Below are 17,274 nucleotides of genomic sequence, written 5' to 3'. Positions count from 1 at the left end.
TCGTCACGCCTCCGGCATCAGGATCCATGCCGCCAGGTAGGCGACCAGGGCGGTGCCGCCGCTGAACACGACGGCGAGGACGGCGAGCAGCCGGACCACCGTCGGGTCGACGCCGAGGTGGTCGGCGAGCCCGGAGCACACCCCGGCGATCATCCGGTCGTCGCGGCGACGGACCAGGCGTCGGGTCTGGGGGGCGGTGGTGTTCATCGGGTCTCCTCGGTGTCGTTCCCCGTGGACTCGGGGATGTCGGTGGTGGTGTCGGTGGTGGTGTCGGTGGTGGTGTCGGTCGTGGTGTCGCCGGTCTCCGGGACCGGAGCGGCCTCGCGGGCCTCGGCGGCGGGCGCATCGACGGGTGTGGCGGCGGGCGCGGCGGTGGTGGTCCCGACCCAGCCGGACTGGCGGGTGGACCACCGGCGGCTGCCGGTCAGGGCCAGGGCGACGAGGCCGCCGAGCCCGGCCAGCACCCACGGGACCGGCAGCAGCCAGCGCACGTCACCGCCGCCGACGACGTCGCCCTCGATCAGGGCCCAGACGCCGACGATCCCGAGGAAGGCGATCCCCATGACCAGGTGGCCGACGTTGACGGGGTGCCGTCCGGACTGTCGCTCGGACCGCTGCTCGGCCGGTCGTTCGATCGTGCTCATCGCTGGCTCACCTCGATCTCGCCGACACCCAGGTGGGTGTCGAGGACGATGTGGGGCTCGTTGCCGTCGGCAGGGAGTCCCGTGGACGCGTTCTCGTTGACGTCGATCCCGCCGTGCTCGACCCCGAAGAGGGTCACGTGGCCCGGGCCGTCGACATCGGCGAAGACGCGGGCGCCCAGGTCGGCGGGCAGGATGACCTCGATGCGGCCCACACCGCCCTCGAGCTCGATCCGGCGACCGTCCAGGGCCGTCACGTCGGTGACCTGGCTCAGGTCGAGCACCTGCTCGCCGGCGTCGAGCCAGTAGCGGTCCTGGACGGCGGACGCCGCGGCCGGGGTCACCCGGACCTGGTCGCCGTCCCAGCGGTCCGCCGCCGTCGTCGCGGCCAGCACGCCCGCGGCCACCAGGCCGACCAGGATGATGCCGCCGGCGCGGCCGAAGAAGGCGCCGACGACGAGGAGCACGCCGCAGATCGCCACGGCGAGCGCGGGGTAGGCGGACGGCGCCACGTCGGCCCCGGCCAGGTCGACGATCCCCAGCACGCCCTCACCGAGCGCGATCAGCGCGAGGGCGAACCAGAACAGGATCGGGCCGCGCTTGCGCGGGTTCGGCGGACGTACGTAGGTCGTCGGCGGGACGTAGGGCCGGTAGTAGGCCGTGGGCGGGGGGACCGGGCTGGTCGCCGCAGGGGGCACGGTGCCGGTCGCCGCCGGCGCCGGACCGGTCGCCGGACCGGTCGCCGGGCCGGCGGGGTACGCCGGGCCGGCGGTCGGGCCGTGGGTCGGGCCGTACGGCGGGGCGTAGGTCTGCCCGTAGGTCTGCCCGGGAGTCTGGCCGTAGGCCGGCGGGTACGCCGGCGGGGCCGGCGGGGTCGGCGGCGTGCTGTTGCGGGTCAGCAGCCACAGCGCGACCAGCGCCACCAGGGCGATCGGCCACGGGAACCAGAAGGCCCCCCACGAGTCGCCGACCAGCGCGAGCGCGGCGACCGCGCCGACGATGACCAGCGCGACGGTGCGGCTGCGGTCGTCGAGGTGCAGCGGAGCACGCTCGGCGCCGTCCTCGGGCACCAGCAGCCAGCAGGCGCCGTACAGGATCAGGCCGGCGCCGCCGAAGAAGGCGAGGACCACGAAGGCGACCCGCAGGACGAGCGGGTCGACGTCGAGGTGCCGGGCCAGCCCGCCGGCGACGCCCGCGACCTTGCGGTCGGTGCGGGAGCGGCGGAGGCGGCCGAGGTCACGGACCTCCTCGCCGGTGACCCGGGGGCCGGTGTGGCCGGGATCTGGCGGCGGAGGGCCGGAGGGTGCTTCAGGCGGGGTCGTGGTCATGTCACCAGCCTGTCCCTGCCCGGGCGCCGGGACCATCGGGGACGCCCCTGATCCTCGGTCCCCGGCCCCCGGCGGTGGTCAGGGTCGACTCGGGGTCTGCCCTCATGGTGGGGGAGCTCGCGCGGTGGGACGATGGACGTGACATGAGCAGCCCCCACCCCGCCGTCGACGCGCCGGTCCCGCTCGGCGGACGGCGTGCGGCGCGCGACACCCAGGAGCCGATCTTCGGCGGCGTGGCCGCCGGGCTCGCGCGGCACCTCGGCGTGCCCGTGCTCTGGGTCCGCGCCGGGTTCGTGCTCGCCGCCTTCTTCGGTGGGCTCGGCGTGGTCCTGTACGCCGGGCTGTGGTGGATGCTCCCGGCCGACACCCACTTCGAGGCGGCGCCCCCTGGCATCGAGAGCGCGACCCGCGGGGGCCGGCGCCCGAGCCGGATCCGCCGGTTGGGCGACCTCGGCCCGGTGATCGCCCTGGCCGCGCTCGGGTTCGGCGCGATCCTGCTCCTGGAGGCCGTGCTCGGTCGCGGCGCCGTGTTCTGGCCGATGGTCATCGGCATCATCGGGATCGGTTTGCTCTGGCGGCAGGCCGACGAGGCCCAGCGGGAGCGCTGGCTGGACAGCAGCGGGCGGGTCGACCTGTTCCGGGTCGTGTTCGGGCGCGGCGGGTGGGCGTCCTACGTCCGGGTCGCGGCCGGCGTCCTGCTCATCCTGCTCGCGCTCGTCCTCTACTCGGTCCACGGCGGCTCGCTGTCGATGGCGCGCGACATCACCGTCGCCGCGATCCTCACCATCGTCGGGCTCGGCATCGTGATCGGGCCGTGGGTCTACCGGCTCGCCGCGGACCTCAGCGACGAGCGCGCCGAGCGGGTCCGCACCCAGGAGCGTGCCGACGTCGCCGCCCACCTGCACGACTCGGTGCTGCAGACCCTGGCGCTGATCCAGAAGAACGCCGACGACGGGGCCACGGTCGCCCGCCTGGCCCGGGCCCAGGAACGCGACCTGCGGGCCTGGCTCTACGCCGGCGAGTCCACCGACGAGCGCACCGTCGCCAGTGCCCTGCGCGGCATCGCGGCCCGCGTCGAGGACGAGTACGGCGTCACCATCGACGTCGTCACGGTCGGCGACTGCGATCTCGACGAGGCACTCCGACCGCTCGTCCAGGCGGCCGGTGAGGCCGTCACCAACGCCGCCAAGCACGCCGGGGCGGGCCGCTTCGACGTGTACGCCGAGGTCACCGCCGGCGCGGTCGACGTGTTCGTCCGCGACCGCGGACGGGGCTTCGACCCGGTGGCCGTCCCGGCGGACCGCTACGGCGTCCGGCACAGCATCGTGGACCGCATGCAACGTCACGGGGGGACGGCCGAGGTCCGGTCGGCACCCGGTGAGGGCACCGAGGTCCGGCTGCACCTCGCCCGCGCTGCGGGCGAGCGTCCTGAGGAGGAGAGTCATGAGTGAGCCGGTCAGCGTCGTCATCGTCGACGACCACGCGATGTTCCGCCGCGGCGTGCGCGCCGAGCTCGAGAGCGTCGGCCGCGGGATGGTGGACGTGCGGGCCGAGGCCGCCGACGTCGACGAGGCGGTGGCGGCGGTCACCGCGGAGCGGCCGGCCGTCGTCCTCCTCGACGTGCACCTGCCCGGCGGTGGCGGTGTCGAGGTGATGCGGAGGGTCTCCGTCGCCGGCAGCGCGCCCGAGACCCGGTACCTCGCGCTCAGCGTCTCCGACGCGGCCGAGGACGTGATCGGCACCATCCGGGGTGGTGCGCGCGGCTACGTCACCAAGACGATCACCGGCCCCGAGCTGGTGCAGGCCATCCAGCGGGTGTCCGAGGGCGACGCGGTCTTCTCGCCGCGGCTGGCCGGCTTCGTGCTCGACGCGTTCTCCGGGTCGATCGCGGTGGCCGCGGTGGACGAGGACCTGGACCGGCTCACCGAGCGGGAGCGCGAGGTGATGCGACTCATCGCACGTGGCTACTCCTACAAGGAGGTGGCCAAGGAGCTGTTCATCTCGATCAAGACCGTCGAGACCCACATGTCCAGCGTGCTGCGCAAGCTCCAGCTGTCCTCCCGGCACGAGCTCACGCGCTGGGCGTCGGACCGGCGGCTGCTGTGACCAGCGCCTGACCTCGGTTTCCGGCCCGACCTCCAGGGGTACTCGGCCGGAATGACCGCGACGGACGAACGGACCTCCGAGCCCGACACCGGCCTCAAACGATCGATCACCGGACGACAGCTCTTCTTCTACACGCTGGGCGACGTCCTGGGCTCGGGCATCTACGTGCTCATCGGCCTGGTCGCCGCCGCGGTCGGCGGCGCGTTCTGGATCGCCTTCGCCATCGGCGTCGCGATCGCCGCGATCACCGGCAGTGCCTACGCCGAGCTGGTGACCAAGTACCCCCGTGCCGCCGGCGCTGCCCTCTACGTCAACAAGGCGTTCGGCAGCAAGGCGCTGGCGTTCCTCGTGACCGTGTCGTTCCTGTCGGCGAGCTTCGCCGCCGCCGGGTCGCTCGCCAGCGGGTTCGCGCAGTACTTCGCCGAGCTGTGGCCCGGCCCGCCCAGTCTCCTGGTGATGCTCGTGTTCCTGGCCGTGCTGTCGGTGGTCAACTTCATCGGCATCACCGAGTCGGTCGTCGTCAACATGGTGATGGCCTTCGTGGAGATCGCGGGTCTGCTCATCATTATGGTGTGCGGCATCTGGTTCGTCGGCCAGGGTGATGCCCACTTCGGGACGCTGCTGGACTTCAGCACCGACGGCAACCCGGCGCTCGCCGTGCTGGCCGGCGTCGCCCTGTCGTTCTTCGCGATGACGGGCTTCGAGAACACCGCGAACGTCGCCGAGGAGACCGTCGACCCCCAGCGGTCGTTCCCGCGCGCCCTCATCGGCGGCATGCTCGTCGCGGGCGCCGTCTACGTCCTGGTGTCGGTCACGGCGGCCCTCACGGTCGACACCTCGACCCTCGCCGGATCGGACGCCGCCCTCCTCGAGGTCGTCAAGGAGGGCATCCTGCCCCTGCCGACCGGGTTCATGACGAACCTGTTCGCCGTGATCGCGATGATCGCGATCACCAACACGACCCTCGTCGCGGTCGTCACCCAGCCCCGCATCCTCTACGGCATGGCCAACGAGGACGTCGTCCCGTCCGTCTTCGGACGGCTGCACGCCGGCCGCCGGAGCCCGTGGGTCGGCCTGCTCTTCAGCGGTGCGGTCGTCGCGGCGCTGGTCGTCGTCGGAACGGCGCTGACCGAGGCCGGCTCCGGGCTCGACCTGGTCGCCCGGCTCGCGACCGTCACCGTGCTCTTCCTGCTGTTCATCTACGCGTTGGTGATCATCTCGGCGCTCAAGCTGCGCGGGCAGGACGAGGACGAGTGCACTTTCCACGCCAGCACCCCGCTGCTCGTGCTGGGGCTGGTCGGCAACGTCGCGATCCTGTGCTGGTCGGTCTACGACGACCCGACCTCGCTGCTGTGGTGCGCCGGGCTCGTCGCCGTGGGCGTCGTCCTCTTCGTCGTGGAGCGGGTCTTCGGCGACCGTGAGGGTGGAGACGTCGACCGGACCGGTCCCGCCCCGGACGGGGTGACCTCGGCGCCCTAGGATCTCGGACCATGGAGTTCCTGGAGCACCTGCTGCTCGTCGTCCACATCATCGGCTTCGCCGCGCTGCTCGGCGGCCTGCTCGTCCAGGCCCGGAGCCCGGAGAAGTCCGTCAACTCCCTGATGCGCGACGGCATCGGCACGGCGTTCGTGGCCGGGCTGCTGCTCGTCGGGGTGATCGAGAGCGACGAGGGCGACCTCGACCACACCAAGATCGCGGTCAAGGGCGTCGTCGCCCTGCTCATCCTGGTGCTCGTGATGGCGAACCTGCGCAAGCCCCGCATCTCGCAGGGCCTGTGGGCGCTCCTCCTGCTGCTGACCGTGGGCAACATCTGCGTCGCGGTCTTCTGGACCTGAGCCGTCGGCGCCCGCCCGTAGGCTGGGCACCGAGATGAGCAGCTCGATCCCCCTGCCCGGCCTGGAGTCCGTCGCCCCCGCCGAGCCACGTACCTCCCGCAGCGGCCCGACCGCCGACGAGCTCCTCGAGGGCCTCAACGAGCCGCAACGGGCGGCCGTCGTGCACGAGGGCGCGCCGCTCCTCGTCGTGGCCGGTGCCGGCTCGGGCAAGACCCGGGTGCTGACCCGCCGGATCGCCTGGCTGATCTCCGAGCGGCGCGCCCACCCGGGCTCGATCCTCGCCATCACCTTCACCAACAAGGCCGCGGCCGAGATGAAGGAGCGCGTGGAGGAGCTGGTCGGCAAGCGGGCCCGGATCATGTGGGTCTCGACCTTCCACTCCGCGTGCGTGCGGATCCTCCGCAAGGAGGTCGACAAGCTCGGCTTCAAGTCGAACTTCTCGATCTACGACGCGGCGGACCAGAAGCGGCTGATGACCCTCGTCTGCAACGACCTCGACCTCGACCCGCGCCGCTACCAGCCCGGCGCGATGCTGCACTGGGTGTCCAACCAGAAGAACGAGCTGCGGGACCCCGAGGAGGCGACCAAGGACGCCCGCAACCACCTCGAGGAGACCTACGCGGCGGTCTACACGACCTACCAGCGTCGGCTGCGCGAGGCGAACGCGCTCGACTTCGACGACCTGATCATGTTCACCGTCCACCTGTTCCAGCAGTTCCCGGAGGTCCGCGAGACCTACCGGCGCCGGTTCCGGCACGTGCTGGTCGACGAGTACCAGGACACCAACCACGCGCAGTACGCCCTCATCCACCAGCTGTGCGCGGACCCGATGGACGGCGGGGGCTCGACGGCCGACCCGGAGGCCGAGCGGGTCGAGCCGGCGGAGCTGATGGTGGTCGGTGACGCCGACCAGTCGATCTACGCGTTCCGCGGGGCGAACATCCGCAACATCCTCGACTTCGAGCAGGACTTCCCGAACGCCACCTCGATCCTGCTCGAGCAGAACTACCGCTCCACCCAGACGATCCTCAACGCCGCCAACGCGGTCATCGGCCACAACAAGGGCCGCAAGGAGAAGCGGCTGTGGTCCGACGCCGGCGACGGCGAGCGGATCGTGGGGTACGTCGCGGACGACGAGCACGACGAGGCGCGGTTCGTCTCCGAGGAGATCGACAAGCTCACCGACGAGGGCGCGCACCGGCCCGGCGACGTCGCGGTCTTCTACCGCACCAACGCGCAGTCGCGCGTGTTCGAGGAGGTGTTCATCCGCCTCGGCATGCCCTACAAGGTCGTCGGCGGCGTCCGCTTCTACGAGCGCCGGGAGATCCGGGACGCGCTGGCCTACCTGCGGATGCTCGTGAACCCGGCCGACCAGGTGTCGCTGCGCCGGATCCTCAACACCCCGAAGCGAGGGATCGGCGACCGGGCGGTCGCCTGCGTGAACGCGCTCGCCGAGCGCGACCGGATCACGTTCTGGGAGGCGCTGCGCCGGGCCCAGGACGCCCCCGGGCTCGCGACCCGCTCACTGACCCAGATCCAGGGCTTCGTGGCGCTGGTCGAGGAGCTCCAGTCGATGGTCGAGGGGGGCGAGCGTCCGGACGTCGTCCTCGAGACGACGCTGGCCCGGTCCGGGTACCTCACCGCCCTGGAGGAGAGCGACGACCCGCAGGACGAGACCCGGCTGGAGAACCTCGCCGAGCTAGTCGCCGTCGCCCGCGAGTTCGCCGACGACCCGCAGGCCGGACCGTCGGCGGACCCCGCCGACGTCGAGGCCGGGACCGTCGCGCCGGGGCTCGGCGACTTCCTCGAACGGGTGGCCCTGGTCGCCGACGCGGACCAGATCCCCGACGACGACCCGGACCAGTCGGGCGTGGTGACGCTGATGACCCTGCACACCGCCAAGGGCCTGGAGTTCCCCGTGGTGTTCCTGACCGGTCTCGAGGACGGCGTGTTCCCGCACGCCCGCTCCCTGGGGGACCAGCCCGAGCTCGAGGAGGAGCGGCGCCTCGCCTACGTCGGCGTCACCCGCGCCCGCGAGCGGCTCTACATCTCGCGCGCCGTGGTGCGCTCGGCGTGGGGCGCGCCGTCCCACAACCCCGGCTCGCGGTTCCTCGACGAGCTGCCGGTCGACCTCGTCGACTGGCGCCGCACCGAGGCCGCCCAGACCCGCTGGGGCCGCCCCGACCTGGCGGCCGGGTCGCCGGCCCGGATGGGCGCTCCCACGGCGGCCGGGCGCCGCAACTTCTCGGCCGCCGCCGTCCGTGCCGACGCGGCCGCCCGGGCCAAGCCGGCCCGGGAGATCCCCAGCCTCGAGCCGGGCGACCGGGTCCTGCACGACTCCTTCGGCCTCGGCACCGTCGTGGCGCTCGAGGGCGTGGCGGACAAGGCGGTGGCCTCGATCGACTTCGGCTCCGAGGGCGTCAAGCGGCTGCTGCTCCGCTACGCCCCGGTGGAGAAGCTCTAGCGACGCCGGTGGTCGAGCAGCGAGCGCTGGTGTCGGTGGTCGAGCAGCGAGCGCCAGCGAGCGCCCAGCGAGTCCGCTGACGCGTCCTCGCTACGGGTGCAGCCCGTGGACGACGAGCGCCTCGTAGGGGTCGACCGGGTCGCCGGCGCCGGGGCGCACCTCGAGGTGCAGGTGCGGGCCGGTCGTGTTGCCGGTCGAGCCGACGTAGCCGATCAGGTCACCGCCGTGGACCTCCTGGCCCACCGAGACGTTGAAGGCGTTCTGGTGGCAGTACCAGAGCTCGGTGCCGTCGTCGAGCGTGATGACGGTCTTGTTGCCGTACGCCCCGTCGTACTCCGTCGAGGTCACGACGCCGTTCGCGACGGAGTGGATCGGCGTGCCGGTGGGCGCCGCGAAGTCCAGGCCGGTGTGGTAGTGCGACCACAGGCCGCTGGACTCCCCGAAGGTCGCGGTCAGGTGGTAGGCGCCCGGGTCAACCGGGAGCACCCACTGGTTGAGGCGCAGCCGGGCGGCCTGCTGCTCGGCCTGCTGGGCGAACTCGGCCAGCTTGGCGTCGCGCTGCTTGAGCTGCGCCTCCGCCTGGTCCACCAGGTCCGCGTCGGCCTTGTCGGCGAGGGCGTCGCGGCGGGAGTCGCGGGAGATGGTGTCGCGGTCGACCAGGCTGACGGTGGAGACGTCGCTGGCGCCGCTGAGCGCGCTGGCCTGGCTGAACGGGGCGTCGTCGCTGCTGACCCCGCCGTTGGCGGCGGTCAGGGCACCGCCGGCCGAGAGGGCCAGGGCAGCGACCCCGAGCAGCAGCGGCGGCGAGGGCAGCGCGCGGAACAGCGGTCCGCGGCCGGACGAGGAGTGCCGGCTGGCGACCCGCTTGCCGCGGCTGCGGCCGGAGGACGACCCGTCGGCGAGCCGGAGCTCGGTGGTGTCGGCCTCGACGGCGTGCAGCTCGGCGGTCGGGGTCTCGGTGGGGATGGTCTCGGACGAACTGGGTACGACGACCTCAGCACTGCGCTCGAGCCGGTCGGCCTGGACGGCCGCAGCCCTGGTGGGCTTGGTGGCCCGGCGCTTGCCCGCCACCGTCGCAGGCGCGACAGGGGTCGGGAGGTCCGAGGGACGGCGGCTGTGGCCGCGGCGTTCCGCTCGGTGGTTACCCATGAATAAATGCTCCGCTGGTCGGGGGTTCAGACGGCGAGGCCCGACTGTAACGGAAAGGTCACGGTCTGGGGCAATCATCGTCCGGAACCTGTGGACGATCTTGAGGTATCCGCTTCCCCCGAGAAGGCGGCACTCCGGAGTCATGACCGGTTCTCGCCGCCTGAAACCTCCAACGGAGGAGTCTTTGCCTGGTCACGCAACCGGGCACGCGGGATCCCCGGACGTGGTGAGCATCACGCGTGGGCTAGCCTGCGCGCATGACCGCCAGCACCCCGACCCGACGGATCCGGATCGTGGTCGGGAAGCCCGGCCTCGACGGTCACGACCGGGGCGCGAAGATCGTCGCGCGCGCCCTGCGCGACGCCGGTCACGAGGTGATCTACACGGGCCTGCACCAGACGCCGGAGCAGATCGTCGAGACCGCCATTCAGGAGGACGCGGACCTGATCGGGCTCTCGGTGCTCTCGGGTGCGCACATGACGCTCTTCCGCCGTCTCGTCGAGCTGCTCGCCGAGCGGGACGCCTCCGACATCGTGGTCTTCGGGGGCGGCATCATCCCCGAGGAGGACATCCCGCTGCTGGAGGAGATCGGGGTGGCCAAGGTGTTCACCCCGGGCGCCCCGACGGGGGAGATCACCGGCTGGGTCGCCCGCGAGTTCGCCGAGTAGCACGCCCGCCCCCGTCGGCGGCGCCGCCGGCGAGGGTGCCCCACGTCACGTGGACCCGGCCTCGTCGTACGCCGGAGTGCGGGTCTAGGGTGCCAAGGACACCTCGGGGCGTCCCCTCGGCGGGGAGCCGCGCGCCCGCCCGCCCCGACACGACGGCTCCGACAAGGACGCTCCGACAAGGACATGGTGGATCAGTGGATCTGATGGAGTTTCAGGCGAAGGAGCTCTTCGCCAAGCACGACGTACCGGTGACGACGGGCATCGTCGCCACGACCCCGGAGGAGGCGAGGGCCGCCGCCGAGAAGCTGGGCGTGGTCGTCGTCAAGGCCCAGGTCAAGGCCGGCGGCCGGGGCAAGGCGGGCGGCGTGAAGCTCGCCAAGACGCCCGACGAGGCCGAGGAGCACGCCCGCAACATCCTGGGCATGGAGATCAAGGGCCTCACCGTGCACCGGGTGCTGATCGCACCGGGCGCCAGCATCGAGGAGGAGTACTACTTCTCCTTCCTGCTCGACCGTTCGAACCGGCAGTACCTCTGCATCGCGAGCGTCGAGGGCGGCGTCGAGATCGAGGAGGTCGCGAAGACCAACCCGGACGCGGTCAAGAAGATCTCGATCGACCCCGGCACCGGTGTCGACGAGGCGAAGGCCCGGGCGATCGTCGCCGAGGCCGGGTTCCCCGACGCGCTCGTCGACCAGGCGGTGCAGACCGTGCTCGCGCTCTGGAAGGTCTTCGTCGAGGAGGACGCCACGCTCGTCGAGGTGAACCCGCTCGCGCGGCTCACCGGCGACAAGCTCGAGGCGCTCGACGGCAAGGTGACGCTGGACGCGAACGCCGACTTCCGCCACCCCGACCACGAGGCCTTCGTGCTGCGTGACGAGGAGGACCCGCTCGAGGCCCAGGCGAAGGACAAGGACCTCAACTACGTGAAGCTGGACGGCGCGGTCGGGATCATCGGCAACGGCGCCGGCCTGGTCATGTCGACGCTGGACGTCGTGGCGTACGCCGGCGAGAAGCACGGCGGCGTACGGCCCGCGAACTTCCTCGACATCGGCGGCGGCGCGAACGCGCAGGTGATGGCCGACGGCCTCCACGTGATCCTCGGTGACCAGCAGGTCAAGGCGGTGTTCGTCAACGTCTTTGGCGGCATCACCTCCTGCGACGAGGTCGCCAAGGGGATCGTCGGCGCGCTCGAGATCCTCGGGGACGAGGCCACCAAGCCGCTGGTCGTCCGCCTCGACGGCAACAACGTCGACGAGGGCCGCCGCATCCTCACCGAAGCCAACCACCCGCTCGTGACCATGGTCGACACCATGGACGGTGCGGCCGACAAGGTCGCCGAGCTGGCGAACGCCTGAGACCGGAGAACCAGAAGAGATGTCGATCTACCTGAACAAGGACTCCAAGATCATCGTCCAGGGCATGACGGGCGGGATGGGGTCCAAGCACACCAGCCTGATGGTCGAGGCCGGGTCCACCATCGTGGGCGGTGTCAACGCCCGCAAGGCCGGCACCACCGTCGAGCTCGGCGGCCAGGACCTCCCGGTCTTCGGGACCGTCGCCGAGGCGATGGCCGAGACCGGTGCCGACGTGTCGGTCGTCTTCGTGCCGCCGGCGTTCACCAAGGACGCCTGCATCGAGGCCGTCGACGCCGGCATCGGCCTGCTCGTGGTCATCACCGAGGGCGTGCCGGTGCAGGACACCGCCGAGGTGTGGGCCTACCTCCACAGCGACGCCAACGTCGCCGGCACCCGGATGATCGGGCCCAACTGTCCCGGCATCATCACGCCCGGCGAGTCCCTCGCCGGCATCACCCCGGCGACGATCGCGGGCACCGGACCGATCGGCCTGGTGTCGAAGTCCGGCACGCTGACCTACCAGATGATGTACGAGCTGAAGGACTACGGCTTCTCGACCGCCATCGGCATCGGCGGGGACCCGATCGTCGGGACGTCCCACATCGACGCCCTCGAGGCGTTCGAGGCGGACCCCGACACCAAGGCGATCGTGATGATCGGCGAGATCGGCGGCGACGCCGAGGAGCGGGCCGCGGCCTACATCAAGGAGCACGTCACCAAGCCGGTCGTCGGGTACGTCGCCGGCTTCACCGCCCCCGAGGGCAAGACGATGGGCCACGCCGGCGCGATCGTGTCCGGCTCCTCGGGCACCGCCCAGCACAAGAAGGAGGCCCTCGAGGCCGTCGGGGTCAAGGTCGGCAAGACGCCGTCCGAGACCGCCGACCTGATGCGCGAGGTCCTCGCGAGCCTCTGAGCCGCACCCGCCGTACGACGACGGCCCCGGACGCCTGGCGTCCGGGGCCGTGTGTTGTCCACAGGCGGCCCGACGACTGTGGAATCTGTGGGGGATCCGCGCTCCCTCTCCACAGGTAGGAATTGCCTCTCGCGCCGGTGGCGCCGCGGCGGCGAGGCTGCCCTAGGGTGACGATGAACAGACCGAAAGGGTCCGATGAGCCAGCCAGCGCCCGAGCGCAGCACCGACCAGGCCGCCCGCGAGCGTGCGGCGGCTGAGGTGTCAGACGTGCTGCTCAACATTGAGTATGCGCTCACCCGCGCCAAGAAGGCGCGTGCGACGGTCGACAAGGACGGGGTCGACGTCAATGCCGGCCTGGCACTCGGGGATGCCATCCGGGACCTCGAGCGGGTCCGCAAGCGGCTCACCCAGGACACCTACTACTCCGCAGACACCCGGTTGATCTGAGCGTATGCCGAGCGGGGAAGAGATCCAACGCGCCCTGCGCTCGTTCGTGGAGCGCTGGAGCGCGTACTCCGGGTCAGAGAAGGCTGAGGCGCAGACCTTTCTGAATCAGCTCTTCGAGTGCTACGGGAGCGATCGGCGCGAGCTGGGGGCAGAGTTCGAGTTCTACATCCCGACCACCGGCGGCTTCATGGACCTGCACTGGCCCGGTGTCGCGCTGATCGAGATGAAGGCCCCGACGGTCGCCGTGACGACCGCGCAGAACCAGGTCGAGCGCTACTGGCGCGCTTCGTCGGACCGCGCCAGCAGCCGGCCCGCGGCGCGGTGGATCGTGATCTGCAACTTCCGCGACATCGAGATCTGGGAGTACGGGCGCTACCCCGACGCTCCCGTCGCCCGGTTCGCTCTCGAGGAGCTCCCGGACCGATACGACGCCCTGGCCTTCCTTGCCGGCCCGACCGTCGAGCCGTCCTTCACCGAGCACTATCGGGAGCTGACCAAGGAGGCCGCGAGGGTCGTCTCGGAGGTCTTCACCTCGCTGGTCGACCGCTCGGCGGCACCACCGAACGAGCTCCAGCGCTTCATCCTCCAATCGGTCTGGTGCATGTTCGCCGAAGACCTCACGATGCTCGACGGCTACCCGTTCCAGGCGACACTGAACGAGATCCGGGACCAGCCCGAGCGGTCGGCCGCGGAGCTGGGTCACCTGTTCCGGGTCCTGAACCAGAAGAGCAAGCACAACCGGATCGGGCGGCTTGCGGGGGTTCAGTACGTCAACGGCGAGCTGTTCGCCCAGCCGGCCGAGGTGGGCCTGAACCGGGTCGAGGTCGAGCTGCTGCTCCAGGCCACCGCCTTCGACTGGCGCAAGGTGAACCCGACCATCTTCGGTTCGCTCCTCGAGGGTGTCCTCGGTCGGGAGCGTCGTTGGGAGCTCGGGGCGCACTACACCCACGAGGTCGACATCATGAAGATCGTCACCCCGACGATCATTCGACCCTGGCGAGAGCGTCTCGACGCGGCAGTGACCCCACAACAAGCCCGGGACGTCCTCGAGGAGCTCTGCGCCTTCCGCGTGCTCGACCCGGCCTGTGGCTGCGGCAACTTCCTCTACGTCGCCTACCGTGAGCTACGGGCCTTGGAGTCCGAGCTGAAGCAGCGGATCCGCCACCTCGCGAACGAGACCGGGTTGCCGGTCCCCGATGGTCCGGAACCCTTCTTCCCGCTCCGGAACATGCAGGGCATCGACATCGAGAGCCGCGCCGTGATGATCACCCGGGTCACGCTGTGGATGGGGCACCGGCAGATGGTCGACATGTACGGCGAGGCCGAGCCGGTGCTCCCGCTGCAGGACCTGTCCACCATCAGGCAGGCAGATGCCCTCCGCGTGCCCTGGCCGGAGACGGACTGCATCATCGGCAACCCGCCGTTCCTCGGTTCGCAGCACATTCGCGGCAACTTCGGGGACGACTATGTGAGTTGGCTCCAGCTAGAGTTTGGAGTTGGCGTCAAGGACTTCTGCACGTATTGGTTTCGGCGGGCCGCCGACCACCTTCGTGCAGACCAACGTGCTGGGTTAGTAGGGACCAATTCGATAGCTCAGAACCGGGCGCGGACGGCTTCTCTCGACTATGTGGTCGACCGTGGAGGAGTCCTTACCGATGCAATCTCGAGCCAACGGTGGCCGGGCGACGCGAAGGTCCACGTGAGCTTGGTCAATTGGGTAGCGAGCCCATCTGCGGGCGTCGGTCCCTTCGTACTAAATGGGCAATACGTAGACAAGATCTCGACCCACCTGACAAGTGTCGGTGCGGACGACTGGGAGCCACGGGCGCTTCACGAGAATCTTGGTCGATGCTTCCAGGGACCGATTCCAGTTGGGGCTGGGTTCGTAATCGAGGAATCTGTGGCCCGCCAGATGTTGGAGATCAACTCTGAGTATCGAGAGGTCATCCGTCCCTACTTGACATCCTCGGACATTGCGGAGGCGCCAGGGTCGGTGCCGCGGCGCTGGATCATCGACTTCGCTCAGAAATCACTCCAGGATGCGGGGCGATTCCCGAACGCCTTGCGCATTGTGCGCGACCAGGTACGACCGTTCCGGGAGACAGTCAATCGGGAAGGACATCGGTTGCGCTGGTGGCAATTCGGCGAACCTCGAGTGGGACTGCGACGAGCTGTAGCTGGTCGAGCGCGTTACGTCGCGGCTGGCCGACATGGGAAGCGTCTGTTGCTGGCTTGGGCGGATACTTGGACGTTGGCCTCCGACGCGACCAATTCCTTCGCTTTCGATGATGACTACTCGATGGGCATCCTTGCCGCTCGAGCTCACGGAGCCTGGGCGTGGGCACAGTCGTCGACACTCAAAGGCGACCTCCGGTACACGCCGTCGTCGGTCTTCTTGACGTTCCCGTGGCCCGATCCAGTGAGCGAGGTGCAGCGCGACCGTGTGGCCGAGGCCGCGCGGCTCTTGCTCGCCCGCCGGTCCGAGATCTGCCTCGCCGAGAACATCGGACTGACCAAGCTGTACAACGCCGTCGACGACGGCGCCTGGACCGACCTCAAGGATCTCCACCGTCAGCTGGATGTGGCTGTCGCCGATTGCTACGGCTGGCCGGCGTCCGTTGCCCAGGACGACCGCGAGATCGTGCGCAGGCTCACCGAGCTCAACCGGGAGATCAGCGAGGGACGGCGCGAGTACGCGCCCTTCTCGTGAATTCCCCTAGCTAGGTGAGGCGATTGCGGCGGTCCGGCCGGCTCGGGCTGCCCACGGGGTGGGAGAGTCGTCCTCGTGACACGCCGGTGCCTGCCTCCCGCGACGCGGCCGCCCTCCTGCGGGGTGCCCTGGGTCTCGGCGCACCCAGGGAGCGAGACTCAGCTGATCGGCTCGATGGCGACCGCGGGCGAGGCCGACGCCTTCAGCGACATCGATCTTCGGTGGAACCTCCCGGCCCGTCCGCCGGCCGGGCTTCCGACTGGTGTTCGTGCGCTTCCGGGGTTGGCCGCTGTGTGGGCGGGAGGCCCTGGAGATCAACTCCGAGGACCCGGCCTCGCTGGACGTTCCCGACGCCGACCCCTGGCTCCCTGGTGTCGCTGACCTGGTGACCCGGATCCGCCGGCTCGCGCGGGACGTGCTCGCGGGTGACGCGGGCCATGGGCTCGGGACTAGGGTCGAGCCGTGAGCCGGATCTTCACCGTCCCCGTCGCCTCGGTGTACCCGCACTACGTCGCCAAGGCGGAGAAGAAGGGTCGCACCAAGGACGAGGTCGACCAGGTCATCTGCTGGATCACCGCCTTCGACGGGCCCACCCTCGAGGGCCACCTCGCGGACGGGACGACGTTCGAGGACTTCTTCGCGCAGGCCCACCTCAACTCGAACGCCGCGCTGATCACGGGCGTCGTGTGCGGCGTGCGCGTCGAGTCGGTCGACGACCCCTTGATGCAGAAGATCCGCTACCTCGACAAGCTCGTCGACGAGCTCGCCCGGGGCAAGGCGATGGAGAAGATCCTGCGCGTCGCTCCGGACCCCCCGGCCTGAACCGGAAGCCATTACCCGGTCAGGCCGAGATCTCGTTCGATGGTGTCGATGGCTTGTTGGAGGGCGTGGTCGCGGATGAGCTCTTCGGCTTCGTCGGGGTCGATGGGGTGGGTGCCGGTGGCGTCGATGTGTCGGTAGAGGCCGTGTGGGGTGCGCCAGACGTAGTCGTGTGGCCCGAGTTGTCGAACTGTGTAGGGCAGGTGGGTCTTGGCGCGGTGGTCGGTGCGGCCCAGGGGTGCGGCGTTGTGGTCGCCGGTCTGCCCGTCGGGGCCGTCGCGGTCGTAGGGGACGGGGTGGTCCAGGTCGAGGTTGCGGGCGACGCGGGTGGCGTGGGGGAACACGTCGCCGATGGTGCGCAGGTGGACGCGTTCCTTGACCGACTCGGGGTGCTCGTAGGCGGTGACCCGGGTCCGGTCGGTGAGGTCGATGACGGGCTTGAGCTCGATGTCGGCACCGGCGACCAGTCCGGCCAGGCGCTCGAGGAGCAGCGGCCCGAGCTCCTCGACCCGGGCCACTCCCCACCGGTGCAGGGCGGCCTCGTGGAGGTGGACGTGGGCGATCACCCGCGGCCGCTGACGCGCCGGCCGGCCGGGGGCCGGGTCGGGGGCCGGGTCGGGGGTGGTGAGGAGGTCCAGGACGCGTTCGGGGTGGGCCATCCAGCCGAAGGCCTCGGCGCGGAGCTCGTCGCGGGTGGGGTGAAGCGTCACGGCTTCTCTGCCGCCCCCTATACGGGTAGCGACTCTCGGTTGAGGGCAGCGTAGTAGTCCTGCTCGTACTCGACTGGGGTGAGCCAGTTGAGGGATCCGTGCAGGCGTCGGTGGTTGTACCAGTCGACC

The 17,274-nt window shown here is 70.6% G+C and carries 17 protein-coding genes; 11 read left to right on the top strand and 6 right to left on the bottom strand.

The features are described from left to right. Positions 1-3: 3 nt before the first annotated feature. From ACILQ5_RS17395 to ACILQ5_RS17385, 3 genes are read right to left on the bottom strand one after another with little or no spacing between them, the layout of a single operon-like run. Entirely contained in the window at positions 4-207 is a 204-nt protein-coding gene (locus ACILQ5_RS17395) for a PspC domain-containing protein (RefSeq protein ID WP_395659290.1), read from the bottom strand. After that, on the bottom strand, positions 204-644 hold the full coding sequence (locus ACILQ5_RS17390; protein ID WP_395659289.1) for a hypothetical protein: 441 nt from the start codon (positions 642-644) through the stop codon (positions 204-206). Before ACILQ5_RS17390 ends, ACILQ5_RS17395 begins: the two co-directional genes overlap by 4 nt. Beyond that, positions 641-1,969 (bottom strand): PspC domain-containing protein, encoded by a 1,329-nt coding sequence (locus tag ACILQ5_RS17385; protein ID WP_395659288.1) that lies wholly within the window; start codon positions 1,967-1,969, stop codon positions 641-643. The genes ACILQ5_RS17390 and ACILQ5_RS17385 overlap by 4 nt, the downstream gene beginning before the upstream one ends. Before the next feature lie 143 nt (positions 1,970-2,112). Between ACILQ5_RS17385 and ACILQ5_RS17380 the strand changes: the two genes are divergently transcribed. From ACILQ5_RS17380 to pcrA, 5 genes are read left to right on the top strand one after another with little or no spacing between them, the layout of a single operon-like run. Next, on the top strand, positions 2,113-3,420 hold the full coding sequence (locus tag ACILQ5_RS17380; protein WP_395659287.1) for a PspC domain-containing protein: 1,308 nt from the start codon (positions 2,113-2,115) through the stop codon (positions 3,418-3,420). Continuing rightward, a complete protein-coding gene (locus ACILQ5_RS17375; RefSeq protein WP_395659286.1) occupies positions 3,413-4,075 on the top strand; it encodes a LuxR C-terminal-related transcriptional regulator in 663 nt (220 codons plus the stop codon). Before ACILQ5_RS17380 ends, ACILQ5_RS17375 begins: the two co-directional genes overlap by 8 nt. Positions 4,076-4,126: 51 nt before the next feature. Further along, positions 4,127-5,554, top strand: a complete 1,428-nt coding sequence (locus ACILQ5_RS17370) for an APC family permease (RefSeq protein WP_395659285.1) — start codon at positions 4,127-4,129, stop codon at positions 5,552-5,554. 11 nt (positions 5,555-5,565) lie between these two features. Then, the gene (locus ACILQ5_RS17365; protein WP_395659284.1) at positions 5,566-5,910 is read left to right on the top strand and encodes a hypothetical protein; all 345 of its coding nucleotides are present in this window, start codon (positions 5,566-5,568) and stop codon (positions 5,908-5,910) included. Between the two features lie 34 nt (positions 5,911-5,944). Continuing rightward, complete coding sequence (pcrA, locus tag ACILQ5_RS17360; protein ID WP_395659283.1) at positions 5,945-8,374, top strand: DNA helicase PcrA; 2,430 nt, start codon at positions 5,945-5,947, stop codon at positions 8,372-8,374. A gap of 90 nt (positions 8,375-8,464) precedes the next feature. Here the strand turns inward: pcrA and ACILQ5_RS17355 are convergent, their stop codons facing one another. After that, positions 8,465-9,523 (bottom strand): M23 family metallopeptidase, encoded by a 1,059-nt coding sequence (locus ACILQ5_RS17355; RefSeq protein ID WP_395659282.1) that lies wholly within the window; start codon positions 9,521-9,523, stop codon positions 8,465-8,467. Between the two features lie 257 nt (positions 9,524-9,780). On the opposite strand from ACILQ5_RS17355, the gene ACILQ5_RS17350 reads away from it, so the two are divergent. The 6 genes from ACILQ5_RS17350 (at position 9,781) to ACILQ5_RS17325 (ending at position 16,438) form a co-directional block, all read left to right on the top strand. Beyond that, positions 9,781-10,191 carry a cobalamin B12-binding domain-containing protein gene (locus ACILQ5_RS17350; RefSeq protein WP_395659281.1) on the top strand — a complete coding sequence of 137 codons (411 nt, stop codon included), beginning with the start codon at positions 9,781-9,783 and terminating at the stop codon, positions 10,189-10,191. Positions 10,192-10,385: 194 nt separating this feature from the next. After that, positions 10,386-11,546, top strand: coding sequence for an ADP-forming succinate--CoA ligase subunit beta (sucC, locus tag ACILQ5_RS17345; protein ID WP_395659280.1), 1,161 nt, complete (start codon positions 10,386-10,388; stop codon positions 11,544-11,546). A gap of 19 nt (positions 11,547-11,565) precedes the next feature. Further along, positions 11,566-12,459: a succinate--CoA ligase subunit alpha gene (gene sucD / locus ACILQ5_RS17340; RefSeq protein WP_395659279.1), complete on the top strand. Its 894-nt coding sequence runs from the start codon at positions 11,566-11,568 to the stop codon at positions 12,457-12,459. Positions 12,460-12,654: 195 nt separating this feature from the next. Beyond that, positions 12,655-12,906, top strand: coding sequence for a hypothetical protein (locus tag ACILQ5_RS17335; protein ID WP_395659278.1), 252 nt, complete (start codon positions 12,655-12,657; stop codon positions 12,904-12,906). A 46-nt stretch (positions 12,907-12,952) separates the two neighbouring features. Further along, positions 12,953-15,616: a class I SAM-dependent DNA methyltransferase gene (locus ACILQ5_RS17330; protein ID WP_395659277.1), complete on the top strand. Its 2,664-nt coding sequence runs from the start codon at positions 12,953-12,955 to the stop codon at positions 15,614-15,616. A gap of 462 nt (positions 15,617-16,078) precedes the next feature. After that, positions 16,079-16,438 carry a DUF2200 domain-containing protein gene (locus ACILQ5_RS17325; RefSeq protein WP_395659276.1) on the top strand — a complete coding sequence of 120 codons (360 nt, stop codon included), beginning with the start codon at positions 16,079-16,081 and terminating at the stop codon, positions 16,436-16,438. An 11-nt stretch (positions 16,439-16,449) separates the two neighbouring features. Here the strand turns inward: ACILQ5_RS17325 and ACILQ5_RS17320 are convergent, their stop codons facing one another. Next, positions 16,450-17,145 (bottom strand): hypothetical protein, encoded by a 696-nt coding sequence (locus tag ACILQ5_RS17320; RefSeq protein WP_395659275.1) that lies wholly within the window; start codon positions 17,143-17,145, stop codon positions 16,450-16,452. Positions 17,146-17,162: 17 nt separating this feature from the next. After that, the coding region (locus ACILQ5_RS17315) for an IS3 family transposase (RefSeq protein WP_395659344.1) at positions 17,163-17,274 on the bottom strand (112 nt) is incomplete at its 5' end.

The organism is Nocardioides sp. (genome assembly GCF_044226305.1).
GTDB lineage: Bacteria > Actinomycetota > Actinomycetes > Propionibacteriales > Nocardioidaceae > Nocardioides.
This window is presented reverse-complemented; position numbering and strand designations above follow the sequence as displayed.

Excerpts from the sequence above, each read along its gene's own strand:
- ACILQ5_RS17395 (WP_395659290.1), bottom strand. The coding sequence starts at position 207 with ATGAACACCACCGCCCCCCAGACCCGACGCCTGGTCCGTCGCCGCGAC.
- ACILQ5_RS17390 (WP_395659289.1), bottom strand. The coding sequence starts at position 644 with ATGAGCACGATCGAACGACCGGCCGAGCAGCGGTCCGAGCGACAGTCC.
- ACILQ5_RS17385 (WP_395659288.1), bottom strand. The coding sequence starts at position 1,969 with ATGACCACGACCCCGCCTGAAGCACCCTCCGGCCCTCCGCCGCCAGAT.
- ACILQ5_RS17380 (WP_395659287.1), top strand. The coding sequence starts at position 2,113 with ATGAGCAGCCCCCACCCCGCCGTCGACGCGCCGGTCCCGCTCGGCGGA.
- ACILQ5_RS17375 (WP_395659286.1), top strand. The coding sequence starts at position 3,413 with ATGAGTGAGCCGGTCAGCGTCGTCATCGTCGACGACCACGCGATGTTC.
- ACILQ5_RS17370 (WP_395659285.1), top strand. The coding sequence starts at position 4,127 with ATGACCGCGACGGACGAACGGACCTCCGAGCCCGACACCGGCCTCAAA.
- ACILQ5_RS17365 (WP_395659284.1), top strand. The coding sequence starts at position 5,566 with ATGGAGTTCCTGGAGCACCTGCTGCTCGTCGTCCACATCATCGGCTTC.
- pcrA (WP_395659283.1), top strand. The coding sequence starts at position 5,945 with ATGAGCAGCTCGATCCCCCTGCCCGGCCTGGAGTCCGTCGCCCCCGCC.
- ACILQ5_RS17355 (WP_395659282.1), bottom strand. The coding sequence starts at position 9,523 with ATGGGTAACCACCGAGCGGAACGCCGCGGCCACAGCCGCCGTCCCTCG.
- ACILQ5_RS17350 (WP_395659281.1), top strand. The coding sequence starts at position 9,781 with ATGACCGCCAGCACCCCGACCCGACGGATCCGGATCGTGGTCGGGAAG.
- sucD (WP_395659279.1), top strand. The coding sequence starts at position 11,566 with ATGTCGATCTACCTGAACAAGGACTCCAAGATCATCGTCCAGGGCATG.
- ACILQ5_RS17335 (WP_395659278.1), top strand. The coding sequence starts at position 12,655 with ATGAGCCAGCCAGCGCCCGAGCGCAGCACCGACCAGGCCGCCCGCGAG.